Origin of the sequence: Pigmentiphaga sp. NML030171, assembly GCF_002188635.1 — a bacterium.
Lineage (GTDB): Bacteria > Pseudomonadota > Gammaproteobacteria > Burkholderiales > Burkholderiaceae_B > Pigmentiphaga > Pigmentiphaga daeguensis.
Window position 1 is genome coordinate 128,798 of the sequence record NZ_NINX01000038.1, and the last position, 14,845, is coordinate 143,642.

A 14,845-nucleotide genomic window follows, 5' to 3' on the forward strand; every position below is an offset into this window, starting at 1 on the left:
GTCAGAAGCCTTCCTCGACCTGCGCGGTGATGAGCACGACCGTATTGCGACGCTCGCGCGCGGTCTTGCCCGAGCCGCCCAGCAGCATCGGCGCCCCCTCGTCCAGCCGGCGCTTGTCGTACTGGTCCTGCGAGCGCTCGAAACCCGACACCAGCACCGGCTGGCCGGGCCTCAGCTCGACCTGCTGCACGGTCCCCATGCCATCCACGGTTTTCTGCTGCAACTGGACCTGGTTGCCGCTGGCGCCGAAAGTCAGCGTCTTGAGAGGCTGGGCGACCGTGTTGTCGTAGGCGATCGTGAGGAGGATCTGGCCGTCGTCCTGCGCATCGGGAATCACGGTCAGGAAGGACCCGACGGTTTCCTCCTTCTGCGTGACTGACGGCGCGGTGGACGTGCCCGCCGACGACGCGACGGTAGTGACCTGCACCTGGTCGATATAAGTGAAGGTGGTGCGGACCGCATGCGTGACCGGGCGCCGGTTCAGGGTCTGCAACGGCACCGTGGTATGGCGGGTGATGGTGGCGATCTCGCTCAGTGCCTTCAGTACCACCGCCGAGCCCTCCCAACGGCCGCCGGCGATGGACAGGCCCAGGCCCGACCCCGCGACGTCCGACACCAGCGATGCCGGGGAGCCGGCCTGGGCGGCATCCCGTGTACGGCGATAGACCAGATTCCAGTCTATGCCTTGCTCGGTCTGGTTCCTGGCCACCAGCTCGATCTCCTCGAACATCAGGCGCACGCGCCGGGTCAGGGCCTTGTTCTCGCGTTCCAGGAAAGCCGCGACACGGTCCAGCGCCTCGGGGGTGTCGGTGACGACGATGAGCCCCGAGGCGTCGCCATTGGCGACCAGCGTGCCGGCACGCGTGAGGAAGGGTTCGAGCTTGGCCTTGACCGCCCCCAGGGCGTCGCTGCCCGTCGATTCGATGCGCGTGGACGATGTGCTTTCGAAAGCGCCTGCGTTGCCGCCGCCCGCCCGTCCCAGGCTGGCGGCCGCGGAGGCCTTCAAGGTAAGCGCGCGTACGTTGAATACCCGGGTATCCGTGCGGAAGAAGACGATGGCGCCGGCCTGGTACTTCCAGTGCACGCCCAGGCGGTTGGCCGCCAGGTCCAGCAGGCGGGGCAGCGGATGCAGCCCCGTCGGCAGGCTGACCTGGACGGCGGACGGCGTCCCCGCGCCGGCCGCCTGCGCCAGGGTCAGGCGCGGAAGAAAGGCTTCCTGCGGCAGGAGCGCGTCCGGCTGGATACGCACCTGTATGCCGGTGGCAAGCGCAATCTGCTCGCCCAGCGTGGGCAGGTCGACCCGGCCTCCGGGAAACATCAATGCCGTCTCGACCGACGCCCGGAGCGCCTCGGGCAGCGTGACCTCGCGCGACAATGGCTGGGGCTTGCCCGCCAGCCAGGGCCGGGCGACTTCCTGGGCACGTGCGCGCCCGGGCCCGCCCGCCACGGACTGCTGGAACGGAATGCGGGCGGTGGCGATGTTGTCGGACGCACGCGCCGCGTCGGCGTCGATGTGGCGCATGGCCTCGAACTGCCCGCAGCCCGACACGAAAAGAACCATGGCCGCCGTGCCGCGGAGGAACCGCGGCGACACACTGCATGCATGGACCATGGCCTACCCCTGGCGTCCCGTCGGCGTGCTGGTACGGTCGCACGATTCCGCATGGGGGACGACGCGCAGCACGCGGTTCGAGTAGAAACACGGCTGCAGGGGATGGGTGGACAGTTCGGTGGAGGCCAGCAGTTCGCGCACGGCCGTCTTGAAGTCGCTGCCCAGGCTGGCCGACCCGGCAAGCGGTATGTCGACGTCGACCGTCCAGTGTTCGGGGTCGAAGGTCCAGCCCGCGGCCATGGCCCACCGCCGCAGGGCCTGGCGCATGGTCCGGTCCGCCGGCGTGGCGTCGTACGTTCCCCGACGGACGGGCGCGGGGTCCGCTGCGGGACGCCCGCTGCCGATGGCGACCGTCTGCCCCTGGACTGGCCCGGGATAGCCTGGTGCGGCGAAAGACGAATCGTCCGGGTCGGATGGGTAGCCGCCCGCTCCGCCGGAACCACTCGTGCCGGCGCGGCCGCGGCCCCCGTGGTACTGGGCACGCGCCACGACTTCGCCTATCCGCAACAGGTACTCGCCCGCCGTGCCGGCCACCACCGCGTAGCCGCCCTGCCATGCGACCGGCGCCAGCCTTTCCCCTTGCGCGCCGACGCTGAAGACGGCAGGCAACACCTGCCCGACGCGAAATTGCAGATAGGTCTGCCGCCCGTCGTCGAAGACCTGCACGGGCGCCACGCGCTTGTCGCCCACGATGCGATAGGAAAAATCGAAAGCGCCATCCCTGCCGGCGTGCGGCGCAGGCAGGGCTTGCGCCGCGGCGGTTCCGCAGGCGAGCCATGCGGCGGCGATGGTGATGAGACACGGATGCATAGAGGACCCTTGGCAAAGCGGCGCGGCCAGACCGCGCCCAGGCATGCATCGTGCCGGGCAGCTCTGTGCCCGGGTAGCGTGTGAACTACTTACTGCCGGATGTTTTCATCCAGGTCCGGCGATGCGGGCAGGACATCCATCACTGTCCCTTCAGCCCCAGTTCGCGCACCAGCGAGCCCCACTTGACGTTCTCCTCGGCCATGAAGCGCGAGAACGCTTCCGCCGAATTCGGCACCACCTCGAATCCCATGCCGGACAGTTTCTCCCTGACCTCCGGCTGCTTGAGCACCTGCAGCACTTCCCGGTTCAGGCGCGCGACGACGGCATCCGGGGTCCTGGCCGGCGCGACCAGGCCGAACCAGGTGATGACCTCGAAATCGGGATAGCCCGACTCGGCGATGGTAGGCAGGTCGGGCATGGTCGGGGACCGCGTCCTGCCCGTTACCGCGATGGGCCGCAGCTTGCCGTTCTGCACGTTGGGAAGCAGGCCGGAGATGCTGGACATCATCATCTGCACCTGGCCGCCCAGCAGGTCGACGATGGCGGCCGAATCCCCTTTGTAATGGACTGGCGTCAGGTCGACGCCACAGCCCGGCATCAGCAAGCATCTGCAGCAACTGGAAGAAGAACTCGGGTTCGAGGTCTTTGCCCGCAAGCGCAACCGCATCGTCGGCCTGACCGAACCCGGCGAAGAAGTCGTGGCCATCGCCCAGCGCGTGCTCAACGACATCGACAGCCTGAAACGGCTGGGCGAAGAGCTTTCCTCGCGCGAAGGGGGCAGCCTGACCATCGCCACCACGCATACGCAGGCCCGCTACGTCCTGCCCCAGGTCATCGAGCGCTTCATCCGCCAGCATCCCAAGGTGCAGTTGCACCTGCGCCAGGGCAATCCGACGCAGATCTGCGAAATGGTGGAAGCAGGCGTGGCCGATCTTGCCGTGGGCACGGAAACCACGCGAGCCTTCCCGACGCTGGTCCGCATGGACTGTTTCGAGCTCGAGCGTTCCATCATCACCAAGGTGGGTCATCCGCTGCTCAAGATCCGCAAGCCCACCCTGCGCGACGTGGCGGCCTATCCGATCATCACGCACGACCCGGCTTTCAGCGGGCGATGGAAAGTGATCGACGCCAGCCACCTTGTTCGAACCCAGCATGACGTCGATTTCCCTGCGCATCAATGCCTATCTGCGCAACCACACCTTCGACTTCATCAGGATGTTCGCTCCGCACCTGACGCGGGACGCGGTCCGGGCGGCACTGCAAGAGGCCCGGTAGGCCGTGCTACGCTAGTCGATCCGTGCCATCGCCTCGGATTCCGACGACCATGCGCATCCGCATTCTGTCCGACCTCCACCACGAACACTTCAACGGCAATCGCCCGTTGCCCGACGTCGACGCCGACCTGGTCGTCCTGGCCGGCGACATCCATACGCACGATCTCGGCATCGCCTGGGCCGGCCGGGCCTTCGGCAAGACGCCGGTCGTCTACGTGCCGGGCAACCATGAGTTCTATTCCGCCCACATGGGCAGGCTGGACCGCAAGATGCGCGAGACGGCCCGCCGGCACGGCGTGCACCTGTTGCAGAACGAAGCGGTGGAGCTGGATGGCGTGCGCTTCCTGGGCACCACGCTCTGGGCCGATTTCGCGCTGTATGGATCGCCCGGCGATGAACTGGCGCAAGCCATGGCCGTGCGCGTGATGCCCGATTTCAGCTGCATCGACACCGACCAGGGAAAGTTCACGCCGGCGGCCTGCATCGCCCTGCACCAGGCTGCTCGCGCCTGGCTGGGACAACAGCTGGACACGCCCCACGCCGGCCCCACGGTGGTCGTCACCCACCATGCGCCCAGCGAACGTTCGGTGCCGCAGCAGTACAAGGGCAACCAGCTGTCGCCGGCCTTCTCGTCCAACCTGGACGACCTGGCGGCCAAGGCCGACCTCTGGATACATGGCCATACCCACACCTGTTTCGACTATCGCATCGGCAAGGCGCGCGTGGTGGCGAACCCGGGCGGCTATCCGGGCGAAAACGGGGAATTCGACCCCGGCCTGGTAGTGGAGATCTGACGGTTTACCGGAAGTCGGCGCCGATCAGGTCGTAGCGATCGGTGCACAGGGCATCCACGCCCCATGAGAAGAGTTCGCGCGCCCGCTCCGGATCGTTGACCGTGTAGCACATGAGGCCGTACCCCGCGGCCTTGATGTCGCGCGCCAGCCCGGCATCGAGCAGGTCGTGCCGGCAGTGCAGGGACACGCAATCCAGGGCTTCGAGCCGGGTCCGCCAGTCCGGCGGCACGCCCTCCACCAGCAGGCCGCGCGGAATGTCCGGCGCGGCTTCGCGCGCGGCGCCCAGCGCCTTGGCGGAAAAGGACGAGAACAGCGGCAACCCGGCGGGATCGGCAACCCCCGCATACAGATCCTGCACCATCTGCCCCACCACCTGCCCGGTATCCACGTCGTGGCCCGGCATGGGCTTGATCTCGATGTTCATCCAGACGCCATGGCGGCGCAGCCATTGCACGATGTCCTCCAGGCGCGGCACGGGCTCGCCCTGGAAGCGCGGATCGAACCAGGCGCCGGCGTCCATGCGCGCCAGGTCTGCGGACGCGAATGCCCCCACGTCTCCCACGCCGGGTACGGTGCGTCCGAGCCGGGTGTCGTGCATGAGGATGGGAACGCCGTCGGCGGCGAGCATGACGTCGAACTCGACGCCGCCGATGCGGCGGGCATGGGCCTCGCGCATGCCCGCCAGGGTGTTCTCGGGGGCCAGCGCGCCCCCACCCCTATGAGCCACCACGCGGGGATAGGGCCAGGTCCTGATGGAAACGGCGCCTTCCCCGGCGGTCATTTCTTCGCGCTCATCACCGCCGACGACCGCGCCACGGCATCGTCCAGCCCCTGCTTGGGCGGCTTGACGCCGTTCCAGACGGCGTTCAGTTCGCTGTTGATGATGTCGGTCACGCGATCGTAGTTGTTCAGGCGGAAGCCCCGCGTGAACTTGGCGGGCGGATTGGCCATGGCCCGCACCACGTTCTCGGCGCCGGGGATGTTCTTGTAGAACGACACCTCGGAGGCGCGGTAGGCCGCTTCGGTCAGCGGCAGGAAGCCGGTCTTCTGGTGCCATTCGGCCGCCACCACCGGCGTGGCCAGGTAGGCGATGAAGGTGGCCAGCGCCTTTTGTTCGGCGGTGGAGTGGCCGCCCAGCGCCCAGAACGCGGAACCGCCCACGAACGGCGTGCTGGGACGCGACGCCTCTTCCTCGTAATAGGGCAGCGGCGCCACGCCGTACGAGAACGTCGCCTTGCCCTGAACCTGGGCCAGCGCGCTGCTGCCGCTGGTCAGCACGGCACACTCGCCGGACGCGAACGCGGCATCGGCCTGGTCCTGGTCGGTGCGCACCGGGAACAGGTGGCTGCGGACCCAGCTCATCATCAGGGCCAGATGGCGGACGTGCAGCAGGTCGTTGGCCAGCAGTTGGGCGCCGTTGGGCCCTTCCAGCCCGTTGTTGCGCGTGGCGTAGGCCGTGTTGTGCATGGCCGAGAGGTTTTCCACGTGCACCCAGGTCTGCCAGCTCGTGGCGTAGGGACAGTTGACGCCATTCTGCAGCAGCGCGATCAGATGCGCCTGCATGTCGCGCCAGGTGCGCGGCGGGGTATCGGGATCCAGGCCCGCGCGCCGGTACAGGTCGCGGTTGTAGAGATAGACGGGGATGTCGGCCATCCAGGGCAGCGCCAGCAGGCGGCCCTTCGCATCGCTCATGCCGGCGGTGGTCTGCGGCAGGAACCAGCGCAGGTCCTTGATCGGATACTTGGCCAGCAATTCGTACATGGGCAGGATGGCTCCCTGCCGCGCGATGAACTCAGGCGAACGGTTGTCGGGCAGCTCGACCAGGTGCGGGGCGCGGCGCGCGCGCACGGCGGCCGTGCCATCCTCGATCAGCGCCTCGACCGAAGGCTTGGCCGTGACCTTGACCGTGAAGCCGTGCTGCTGTTCGTTGAAGCGCTGCACCAGCGAATCGAACTCCGCCGCCTGCTGCGGGTTCAGGGTATGCCACACCTGCAACTCGATCGGACCGGAAGGCGCGGCCATCGCGGCGGCGGCACCGGCGGCACCCGCGGCGCCAGCGGCCTTGGCGGCGCCCGCCGCCGGCTTCTTGGCCGGCGCGGCCTTGGTCGCCGGCTTGGCGCTGCCCTTCTTGGCGCCCTGCGCCGCTGCCGTGCCCAGGCCGCCCACGGCCAGGACGCCGGCGGCGAACACCGACACACCCCATTTCAACCAGCGCTTAGTCGGCTGCATCGATCCGTTCTCCGAAAACATGGTCAAGCTCAAGAGACACACTCACAAAAAGGGAAAATCCACCTGCGGCCGGCGGCCGCATATCAGGTCGGCCAAGGCCTTCCCGGATCCGCAGCCCATGGTCCACCCCAAGGTGCCGTGCCCGGTGTTCAGGTACAGATTGGGCAGGCGCGTGCGGCCGATCAGGGGCACGTTCGACGGCGTGGCGGGGCGCAGTCCCGACCAGTACGACACCTTGTCGAAGTCCAGCGCTCCTGGAAAGAGCTCCCGCGTCAAGGTGGTGAGCGCCTGGCAGCGCACCGTGTTCAGAGCGCGGGAATAGCCGCTGAGTTCCGCGGTTCCCGCGACTCTCAGCCTGTCGCCCAGCCGCGAAAATACCACCTTATGGGCACTGTCCGTCAGGCTGACCGTGGGAGCGCGGGTGGAATCCGTAACGGGGTATGTCGCCGAATAGCCTTTGGCCGGATAGACCATGCAGGAAACGCCCAGCGGGCGCACCAGCTCCGGCGTGAAACTGCCCAGCGCGGCCACGAATACGTCGCCCTGCACCTTGGCGTAGCGACCGTGGGCGTCGATGGTCTCCACCGCCTTGACCCACCCGCCCTCGTCCAGCAGGCGCGTGATCTGGGTGGAGAAACGGAATTCCACGCCCGCCGCGGCGGCCTTCTCGGCCAATGCGGTGGTGAAGAGATAGACGTCGCCGCTTTCGTCGGCCGCGGTGTAGTCGGCACCGACGATGCGGTGGCTTTGCGGCGCCAGGGCCGGCTCCAGCGCCACCAGTTCCTCGGTACTGAGGATGCGGCGGTCGACGCCGTATTCGCGCATCAGGTCGGCCGCCTTCTGCGAAGCGTCGAATTCGGCCGGATCACGATAGAAATTGATGATCCCTTTCTCGAGATGATCGTAAGGGATGCCCAGTTCGGCGCGCATGTCCTGCAGGGTCTTGCGGCTGTAGGCCGCCATATTGACCAGGGCCCGCACGTTGCGCGGCAGCCGGCCGGGCAGGCACTCGCGCAGGAAGGCCATGCACCACAGCCACTGGTGCCAGTCGGCGTGCAGCCGGAACAGCAGCGGCGCGTCGCCCCGGAGCAGCCAGCGCGCCAGCTTGAGCGGAGCCTGCGGATTGGCCCAGGGCTCGGCATACGAAACCGAGATCTGGCCGCCGTTGGCGAAACTGGTTTCCTGCGCCGGACCAGGCTGGCGGTCGATCACCGTGACGTCGTGGCCGGACTGGCGCAGCCACCATGCGCTGGACGTGCCGATGATACCGCTACCTAATACGACAACTCTCATTCTTGCTCCTCGGGCCTGGCGGACCATGTCCACCGCGGCGCCGCCCCGGCAGGCGGCGGAAAGCGTAAGTGTATCGCTCCCGAGGCGGCGGCATGCAAGCGCCCGGCCTCCGGCCGGAGGAGTTCGGCCGGGCCTGGCCTCAGGCCTTCAGCGGCACGGCCGGATCGGCCGCCGTGCCCTTGGCGGGCGACAGTCCGGCCTGCATGAGCTTGCGGGCCGTCATCTGGTCCACCGGCGAATTCACCGACTCGATGGCCCGCAGCGCGTCCCCGTCGAAATGCAGCACCGAGAAGCCGGTGCCGCGCGCCGCCGGCCGCACGACGCTTTGGTAGCCCGGGCGCCACAGGCCGGTGATCTGCAGGCGCGCCTCGCCCTGGTCCGACCAGAACCAGGGCACGGCGGTATAGGGCTGGGGATCGCCGCACAACCGGGCGGCCAGGGTGCGGGCCTGGTCGTTGGCGTTCTGCACCGATTCCAGCCGCAGCGGCTGCGGCCATGCGGGATGCGGGAAGGACGTGCAATCGCCGATGGCGGAGATGGCCGGATCCTCGGTGGACAGGGTGGCGTCGACCACGATGCCGTTGTCGCAGGCCAGGCCGGCGTCCCGTGCCAGGTCCACGTTGGGCGTCGCGCCGATGCCGGCGATGACGATGTCCGCGGGGACGGCCGCGCCGCCCGACACCACGCCCACCGCCCTGCCCTGCGCCATCTCCAGGCCGTCGACCGAACTGCCCAGGCGTATGTCCACCCCCGCCGCGCGATGCGTCTCCAGCAGGAAGGACGAGATCTCGGGCGACACCGAGCGCGTCAACAGGCGCGGCATGGATTCGAACACGGTCACTTCCTTGCCCAGGTGGCGGGCGGTGGCCGCGATCTCGAGACCGATGAAGCCGCCGCCCAGCACCACCACCCGCCGGGCGCCGGGCAGCGCATCGCGCAGTGCCCGCGCCTGGGCATAGGTGCGCAGATAGTGCACGCCGGGCGTCCCCACGGGTGCCTGCGGCAGTTCGCGCACGCACGCGCCCGTGGCCAGCACGAGGTGGTCGTAGGCCAGGTCTTCCTGCCCCGCGGCCGACGACAGCCGCAGGCGCTTGCCGGCCCGGTCGATGGACAGCGCGCGGGTGCCCAGCCTCAGCGTGATGCCGGCCTGCTCGTAGAAGGACGCGCCGCGCAGCTCGGGCAGCGGCGCCTCCGGATCCTTGATCAGGGTCTTGGAAAGCGGCGGCCGGTGATAAGGGATCTCGGGCTCGTCGCTGACCAGGACGATGCTGCCGGGAAACTGCTTTTCCGCCAGCGAGGCGGCCAGCTGCGCGGCGGCGTGTCCGCCGCCCACGATAACGAGTCGGGTCATGTGCTTACCTTGCGTCGGCGCGGACCGCGGGGCGGGACCAGCCCCCGGGCTCGCTGGGTTTCCATGAAGGCGTCGGAGGTGGCGTCCACCATGGGCAGGTTCTCGTGCAGGCGCCGCAGCAGATCGATCAGCACGTCCACCTCGTCCGGCGCGAGCACCGACAGGAATGCCTGTTCGCGGTTGAGCGCGAACTTCATGATGCTGTCGTGCATCTCGCGTCCGCGCGGCGTGAACGCGGCGTGGCGCAACCTGCCGTCGTGGTCGTCGGAACTGAACGAGATCAGGCCCTGCGCATGCATGCTCTTGAAGGTCCGGCTGACCGAGGCCTTGTCCATGCCGATGAGCTGGCACACGCGCTGCGCGGTGACCTTGCCCTCGATCGCCAGCATGACCATGATCCGCCAGGTCTCGATGCCGACGCCGTAGGTCTCGAGGTAATGCTTGGACGCACCGCGCGCCAGCTTGTTGGCGATGAAGGTGAAATACGCGGGGGTATAGCGGTCTAGGTCGACGGCGGGGCCCTGCGGCGCGTCGGTGCGCGTCGGACGTTCTCGTTGTCTGGCGGTCATGCCTCGGGCACGCATGGCGTGCGTGGATAATGGGTTATTGGCTCTCCGGCAGCGTGAACGACAGCCCGGCCAAGTCTTCCGTCATTTTAACTTGGCAGCTCAGGCGGCTGCCGGGACGGCGCTCGGCGGCCGTGCACTCCAGCATCTCGTGCTCGGTGGGCAGCATGGCGGGCAGCCGGGCCAGGGCGGTCTCGTCCACATAGACGTGGCAGGTGGCGCACATGCACGAACCGCCGCATTCGGCGACGATGCCGGCCACCCCGGCCGACACCGCCGCCTGCATGATGCTGGTGCCCACCGGCACGTCCAGGGTGACACGCCGGCCGTCGGGCTGGATCAGATGAACTTCGGGCATACATCCTTCCTTCATGCTGCGTGGAGTTTCAGGGGCAGGCTCGCCAGCGCCCTGAGCGTGTTGTTCAGGCGCCGCGTGGGCGGCCCCAGCGGCTCGATGCGGCGCACGCGGCGGGCCAGCGTCGAGAGGATCAGTTCGCCTTCCAGCCGCGCCACGGCCTGCCCCACGCAGCCGTGCAGGCCCGAACCGAAGGTCATGTGGCCGGTGGCACGGCGCTCGATGTCGAACACGTCGGGGTCCTGCCACTGGCGCGGATCGCGGTTGGCCGAGGCCAGGAAGGTCAGCACCTTGGTATCCGAGCGGATGGGCACGCCGGCCAGTTCGCAATCGCGGCTGGCGGTGCGGAAGAAAGTCTGCACCGCCGCCTCGAAGCGCAGCGACTCCTCGAAGGCCTGGCGGGCCAGCGCAGGATTGGCGTGCAGCTTGTCCCATTGGTCCGGATGGTTCGCCAGGCACCACAGTGCATTGCCGATGCCGTTCACCGTGGTGTCCACGCCCGCCGACAGGAAGGAGCGCACCAGCATCGGCGCCTCGGTCTCGGTCAGCTCGCCGGTCTCGACCGCCTGGTAGATCTGGTCGCCGAATCCGCCCGGGCGCAGGTTCCGGCGCTGGCAGTTGGTCATGATCCAGTCCGTCAGCGGCTCGACCCGCTTGGCGGCATTGACCAGCAGCTGGTTGCGAGGGCCGAAGGCATTGAACACCATGTCGCCATAGGCCAGCAGGTTCTCGCGCCCGTCTTCCGTCAGGCCGACCGCGTCGGGAAACACTTTCAGGGGATAGGCCTCTCCCAGTTCCTTGACACCGTCTATCGTGCCCTTCTCCACCAACCGGTCGATCAGCGCCTCGGCCACCGCCTGGAATTGCGGACGGATCTGCTGCACGGTCCTGGGCGACAGGATGCGGCCCAGCACCGTGCGCGAGCGCGTATGCTGCGGCGGATCGGCCTCGAGGATCAGGCTGGGCGGCCGGAACGGCTTTTCCGTGCGGAAATTGGCGAGTCCGACGCCCGCCGACGAGATGAAGGTCTGCCAATCGTTCAGCACGCCATGGACCTCGGCATGCCGGGCAACGGCCAGGATGCCGTACTTCGGAATGTGTACCACCGGGCCGGCATCCCGCATCCGGCGGTGGTAGTCGTAGGGGTCGGTCAGGAATTCGTCGCTGAACGGGTCGAAATCGACCACGGGAATGTCGGCGGCTATATCGGTCATGTTCGCCTCACGGGTAGGTTCGGGGCATGGCCGTCACGCGACGGCCATGCCCAGGTAACGATCGAGAATGTCGTCGCGGGTACGCAGTTGCGCGCAGTCTCCCTGGTGGACCACGCTCCCGCGCTCCAGAATGACGCCCTGGCGGGCGAAGGCCAGGACCTCCTGCACCTGCTGCTCGACGATCAGCATGGTGGGCCCGCCCTGGGCCGCCAGCCGGCGGAAGGCTTCCAGCAGTTCCTGGCAGATCACGGGCGCCAGCCCCTCCAGCGGTTCGTCCAGCAGGAGCAGGCGCGGACGGCCAAGCAGCGCGCGGGCCACGGACAGCATCTGCTGTTCGCCGCCCGACAACTGGTTGCCCCGGTTGCGCCGCCGCTCGCGCAGTCGCGGGAATAGCGCGTAGGCCTGGTCGAGATCGCCGGCGGGAAAGCGCTTCAGGCCCGCCACCAGGTTTTCCTCCACCGACAGGGAAGGAAAGATGTCGCGGGTCTGCGGCACGTAGCCCAATCCCAGGCCGGCGCGTTCGTCCGGCCGGCAGCGCGTGATGTCGCGCCCCTCGAACAGGATGCGTCCCGCCTTGACCTGGGCCAGGCCCATGATGGCCTTCAGCGTGGTGGACTTGCCCACGCCGTTGCGGCCCAGCAGCGCGGTCAGGCTGCCCGCCTCCACGGCCATGCCCAGGCCGTTCAGCACCGTGACCGGGCCGTAGCCGGCCACCACGCCCTGCAGTTCCAGCAAGGGAGCGCCGGGGTTCATGCCTTCGCTCCCAGGTAGGCCGCCCGCACCTGGGGGTGGCGGCGGATCTCGTCCGGCGTGCCCTCGGCCATGATGCGTCCCTCGGCCAGCACGATGATGCGCTGCGCGAAACTGAAGACCAGGTCCATGTCGTGTTCGATCATCAGGATGGAAAGACTGCCGGGCAGCTCCTCCAGCGCCCGCAGCACGGTGCGCCCTTCCCCGCGCGGCACGCCGGCCATGGGTTCGTCCAGCATCAGCACCGAGGGCCGCAGCGCCAGGGCCAGCGCGATCTCCACCAGGCGCTGCTCGCCGTAGGCCAGGTCGCCGGGCGTCCGGCCCGCCGCCGGCTCCAGCGACAGGCGCTCCAGGATGGCCCAGGCCTCGTCGCGCACCTCGCGGTAGACGCTGGCAGGGCGCCACCACCGATGCGCCATGCCCTGCCGCGCATGGATGGCCATCTCGACCTGGTCCAGCACCGGCATGCGCGCGGGCAGCGTGGTGATCTGGAAAGTGCGGGCCAGACCGCAGCCCACTCGCCGGGCCTGCGGCAGGTGCGTCAGCCGCCGGCCCTCCAGCAGGACCTCGCCGCCGCTGGGCTTGAGCGTGCCCGAAATCAGGTTGACCAGCGTGGTCTTGCCCGCGCCGTTGGGGCCGATCAGGGCCACGCGTTCGCCGCGCGCCAGGTCAAAGGACACCGCGCGCGTCACGTGCAGGCCGCCGAAGGACTTGTCGAGCTTGCGTACGCTGAGCGTCATGCGGCCTCCTGCTTGCCGGCCCGCGCGCCATGGGCCCATGGCCGCGGCATCGCCCGGAACCAGGCCGCCAGGGATGCGCGCGGCACCAGCACGATCGCCATCAGCAGGCCGCCGATGACGAACAGCCAGTGGTAGGGATTGATCGACGACGCCGTGTGATGCAGGACCATGAAGATCGCTGCGCCGACGAGCGCGCCGTACAAGCGTCCGGCCCCGCCCAGTATCAGCATGACGAGCGCCTCGGCCGACAGCGAGAAGCCGAAGCTGTCCAGCCCCACGATGCCGCTGATCTGCGCCGATACCGCGCCCGCCATGCCCGCGAACAGGCCGGCGACCACGTAGATCTTCCACAACTGAAGCCCGACCTGCGTGCCCAGCGCGGGCATGCGCGGGCGGCATTGGTGGATACCGCGCACCGACAGGCCGAAGGGGGAATCGACGATGCGCTTGACGAGGTAATAGCTGCCGACAAGCACCGCCAGCGCGTACAGATAGGCAACCTTGCCTTCCAGGTCGAACGGCGCGATACCCAGGACGGGATCGATGACGAAGCCCGAGAGCCCGTCGTCGCCGCCGGTCCATCCGCGCAGCTTGTTGGCCAGGCTGTGCAGGATCTGCGCGACGGCCACCGTCAGCATCAGGAAGGTGAACCCCTGGTAGCGCAGCACCAGGAGGCCCGAGACGGCAGCGGTCGCCGCGCCCGCCGCCGCGCCCGCCGCCAGCCCCAGCAACGGGTCGGCGCTCCAGCGCAGCGCGACGATGCCGGCCGCGTAGGCGCCCATGCCAAAGAAGGCTACGTGGCCCAGCGTGGCCAGCCCCGCGATACCCACCACCAGATCCAGCGACAGGACGAACAACGCCATCACGGCGATGCGCGCCAGCAGCGGCCACTGGTCGGGCAACAGCAGGCCGCACAGGCCGACGCCGGCGATGATGGCGCAATGCCGCAGCGGCGACGACGGCGCCAGCGCGCGCTCGATATCCGCACGGCTCATGCGGCCCTCCTGAGCAGCCCCTGGGGCCGCGCCGACAGCACGAGGATCATGGCGACGAAAAAGAACAGGCTGCCGTATTCCGAGGCCAGGTACTTGCTGGCCGTCTCGATCACGCCCAGCAGCAGCGCCGCGGCCAGCGTGCCGGCAATGCTGCCCATGCCGCCCACGGCCACGACCACCAGCACCAGGACCAGGTACTTGAGGGCATAGTAGGGTTCGAGCGGCATCAGTTCGGCGCCCAGCACGCCGCCCAGCGCCGCCAGCCCGCAGCCGGCGGCGAAGGTCAGTCCGCCGACTAGGCGTATGTTGATGCCCAGCGCGGCGGCCGCATCCTTGTTGTCGACCGCCGCCCGCAGCCAGACGCCGAAGCGCGAGCGCGAGACCACCAGGCCGCACAGCAGCGCCACCGCGGCTCCCATGGCGATGACCAGCATGCGCTGCATGGGCAGCGTGCGCATGCCCAGGTCGACCGAGCCGGCCAGCCAGGGCGGCAGCGGAATCAGCTGTACCTGCGGCCCGAAGACGAGATTGGTGGCGGCCACGAACACGAAGGCCAGGCCGATGGTGAACAGGACCTGGTCGAGCTCCGACCGGCGATACAGGCGCCGCAGGGCGACGGCTTCCAGCACCGCCCCCAGCGCCGCCGTCAGCGCGACCGCGGCGGCGACGCCCGCGGCGTAGCCCCAGGACTGGGTGCGCACCAGCCAGGCGGCCAGGTAGCCGCCGGTCATGGCGAAGGCGCCATGGGCGAGATTGATGAAGCGCATCAGCCCCAGGGTGATGGAAAGCCCCACGGAGATGATGAACAGCACCATGCCGTAGGAAATTCCGTCGATCAGGATGTTGGCGAGAATGTGCATGA

At 68.7% G+C, this 14,845-nt stretch carries 16 protein-coding genes and 1 pseudogene; 3 read left to right on the forward strand and 14 right to left on the reverse strand.

The features are described from left to right. Nucleotide 1: 1 nt before the first annotated feature. The 3 genes from CDO46_RS18380 to CDO46_RS18390 all read right to left on the reverse strand — a co-directional run bounded on the left by CDO46_RS18380 (nt 2) and on the right by CDO46_RS18390 (nt 3,020). Nucleotides 2-1,561, reverse strand: a complete 1,560-nt coding sequence (locus CDO46_RS18380) for a hypothetical protein (RefSeq protein ID WP_132979227.1) — start codon at nt 1,559-1,561, stop codon at nt 2-4. A 54-nt stretch (nt 1,562-1,615) separates the two neighbouring features. Continuing rightward, nucleotides 1,616-2,422, reverse strand: coding sequence for a TcpQ domain-containing protein (locus tag CDO46_RS18385; protein WP_165963056.1), 807 nt, complete (start codon nt 2,420-2,422; stop codon nt 1,616-1,618). A gap of 139 nt (nt 2,423-2,561) precedes the next feature. Then, complete coding sequence (locus tag CDO46_RS18390) at nt 2,562-3,020, reverse strand: tripartite tricarboxylate transporter substrate binding protein (protein WP_132979226.1); 459 nt, start codon at nt 3,018-3,020, stop codon at nt 2,562-2,564. A 19-nt stretch (nt 3,021-3,039) separates the two neighbouring features. Between CDO46_RS18390 and CDO46_RS28830 the strand changes: the two are divergent. The 3 genes and pseudogenes from CDO46_RS28830 to CDO46_RS18400 form a co-directional block, all read left to right on the forward strand. Next, nucleotides 3,040-3,546 (forward strand): annotated as a pseudogene (locus CDO46_RS28830) (LysR substrate-binding domain-containing protein); the annotation flags it as partial. Between the two features lie 28 nt (nt 3,547-3,574). After that, nucleotides 3,575-3,697: a hypothetical protein gene (locus CDO46_RS28700; RefSeq protein ID WP_254914630.1), complete on the forward strand. Its 123-nt coding sequence runs from the start codon at nt 3,575-3,577 to the stop codon at nt 3,695-3,697. 49 nt (nt 3,698-3,746) lie between these two features. Then, nucleotides 3,747-4,490, forward strand: a complete 744-nt coding sequence (locus CDO46_RS18400; protein WP_087839933.1) for a metallophosphoesterase — start codon at nt 3,747-3,749, stop codon at nt 4,488-4,490. Between the two features lie 4 nt (nt 4,491-4,494). Here the strand turns inward: CDO46_RS18400 and ugpQ are convergent, their stop codons facing one another. From ugpQ to CDO46_RS18455, 11 genes are all read right to left on the reverse strand, one after another. Further along, complete coding sequence (ugpQ, locus tag CDO46_RS18405) at nt 4,495-5,271, reverse strand: glycerophosphodiester phosphodiesterase (RefSeq protein ID WP_087839934.1); 777 nt, start codon at nt 5,269-5,271, stop codon at nt 4,495-4,497. Next, nucleotides 5,268-6,719 (reverse strand): extracellular solute-binding protein, encoded by a 1,452-nt coding sequence (locus CDO46_RS18410; protein ID WP_140416876.1) that lies wholly within the window; start codon nt 6,717-6,719, stop codon nt 5,268-5,270. Before CDO46_RS18410 ends, ugpQ begins: the two co-directional genes overlap by 4 nt. Nucleotides 6,720-6,761: 42 nt before the next feature. Continuing rightward, a complete protein-coding gene (locus CDO46_RS18415) occupies nt 6,762-8,012 on the reverse strand; it encodes a D-amino acid dehydrogenase (RefSeq protein WP_087839936.1) in 1,251 nt (416 codons plus the stop codon). 139 nt (nt 8,013-8,151) lie between these two features. After that, on the reverse strand, nt 8,152-9,363 hold the full coding sequence (locus CDO46_RS18420) for an NAD(P)/FAD-dependent oxidoreductase (protein ID WP_087839937.1): 1,212 nt from the start codon (nt 9,361-9,363) through the stop codon (nt 8,152-8,154). Further along, complete coding sequence (locus CDO46_RS18425) at nt 9,360-9,932, reverse strand: MarR family winged helix-turn-helix transcriptional regulator (RefSeq protein ID WP_087839998.1); 573 nt, start codon at nt 9,930-9,932, stop codon at nt 9,360-9,362. The genes CDO46_RS18420 and CDO46_RS18425 overlap by 4 nt, the downstream gene beginning before the upstream one ends. Before the next feature lie 34 nt (nt 9,933-9,966). Next, a complete protein-coding gene (locus tag CDO46_RS18430) occupies nt 9,967-10,287 on the reverse strand; it encodes a 2Fe-2S iron-sulfur cluster-binding protein (protein WP_087839938.1) in 321 nt (106 codons plus the stop codon). 11 nt (nt 10,288-10,298) lie between these two features. After that, nucleotides 10,299-11,498: a cytochrome P450 gene (locus tag CDO46_RS18435; protein WP_087839939.1), complete on the reverse strand. Its 1,200-nt coding sequence runs from the start codon at nt 11,496-11,498 to the stop codon at nt 10,299-10,301. A gap of 33 nt (nt 11,499-11,531) precedes the next feature. After that, nucleotides 11,532-12,251, reverse strand: coding sequence for an ABC transporter ATP-binding protein (locus CDO46_RS18440; protein WP_087839940.1), 720 nt, complete (start codon nt 12,249-12,251; stop codon nt 11,532-11,534). Next, on the reverse strand, nt 12,248-12,988 hold the full coding sequence (locus CDO46_RS18445) for an ABC transporter ATP-binding protein (RefSeq protein WP_087839941.1): 741 nt from the start codon (nt 12,986-12,988) through the stop codon (nt 12,248-12,250). The genes CDO46_RS18440 and CDO46_RS18445 overlap by 4 nt, the downstream gene beginning before the upstream one ends. Next, nucleotides 12,985-13,983 (reverse strand): branched-chain amino acid ABC transporter permease, encoded by a 999-nt coding sequence (locus CDO46_RS18450; RefSeq protein WP_087839942.1) that lies wholly within the window; start codon nt 13,981-13,983, stop codon nt 12,985-12,987. Before CDO46_RS18450 ends, CDO46_RS18445 begins: the two co-directional genes overlap by 4 nt. Beyond that, nucleotides 13,980-14,843, reverse strand: coding sequence for a branched-chain amino acid ABC transporter permease (locus CDO46_RS18455; protein WP_087839943.1), 864 nt, complete (start codon nt 14,841-14,843; stop codon nt 13,980-13,982). The genes CDO46_RS18450 and CDO46_RS18455 overlap by 4 nt, the downstream gene beginning before the upstream one ends. Nucleotides 14,844-14,845 lie beyond the last annotated feature (2 nt).

Excerpts from the sequence above, each read along its gene's own strand:
- CDO46_RS18380 (WP_132979227.1), bottom strand. The coding sequence starts at position 1,561 with ATGGTTCTTTTCGTGTCGGGCTGCGGGCAGTTCGAGGCCATGCGCCAC.
- CDO46_RS18385 (WP_165963056.1), bottom strand. The coding sequence starts at position 2,422 with ATGCATCCGTGTCTCATCACCATCGCCGCCGCATGGCTCGCCTGCGGA.
- CDO46_RS18390 (WP_132979226.1), bottom strand. The coding sequence starts at position 3,020 with ATGCCGGGCTGTGGCGTCGACCTGACGCCAGTCCATTACAAAGGGGAT.
- CDO46_RS28700 (WP_254914630.1), top strand. The coding sequence starts at position 3,575 with ATGACGTCGATTTCCCTGCGCATCAATGCCTATCTGCGCAACCACACC.
- CDO46_RS18400 (WP_087839933.1), top strand. The coding sequence starts at position 3,747 with ATGCGCATCCGCATTCTGTCCGACCTCCACCACGAACACTTCAACGGC.
- ugpQ (WP_087839934.1), bottom strand. The coding sequence starts at position 5,271 with ATGACCGCCGGGGAAGGCGCCGTTTCCATCAGGACCTGGCCCTATCCC.
- CDO46_RS18410 (WP_140416876.1), bottom strand. The coding sequence starts at position 6,719 with ATGCAGCCGACTAAGCGCTGGTTGAAATGGGGTGTGTCGGTGTTCGCC.
- CDO46_RS18415 (WP_087839936.1), bottom strand. The coding sequence starts at position 8,012 with ATGAGAGTTGTCGTATTAGGTAGCGGTATCATCGGCACGTCCAGCGCA.
- CDO46_RS18420 (WP_087839937.1), bottom strand. The coding sequence starts at position 9,363 with ATGACCCGACTCGTTATCGTGGGCGGCGGACACGCCGCCGCGCAGCTG.
- CDO46_RS18425 (WP_087839998.1), bottom strand. The coding sequence starts at position 9,932 with ATGACCGCCAGACAACGAGAACGTCCGACGCGCACCGACGCGCCGCAG.
- CDO46_RS18430 (WP_087839938.1), bottom strand. The coding sequence starts at position 10,287 with ATGCCCGAAGTTCATCTGATCCAGCCCGACGGCCGGCGTGTCACCCTG.
- CDO46_RS18435 (WP_087839939.1), bottom strand. The coding sequence starts at position 11,498 with ATGACCGATATAGCCGCCGACATTCCCGTGGTCGATTTCGACCCGTTC.
- CDO46_RS18440 (WP_087839940.1), bottom strand. The coding sequence starts at position 12,251 with ATGAACCCCGGCGCTCCCTTGCTGGAACTGCAGGGCGTGGTGGCCGGC.
- CDO46_RS18445 (WP_087839941.1), bottom strand. The coding sequence starts at position 12,988 with ATGACGCTCAGCGTACGCAAGCTCGACAAGTCCTTCGGCGGCCTGCAC.
- CDO46_RS18450 (WP_087839942.1), bottom strand. The coding sequence starts at position 13,983 with ATGAGCCGTGCGGATATCGAGCGCGCGCTGGCGCCGTCGTCGCCGCTG.
- CDO46_RS18455 (WP_087839943.1), bottom strand. The coding sequence starts at position 14,843 with ATGCACATTCTCGCCAACATCCTGATCGACGGAATTTCCTACGGCATG.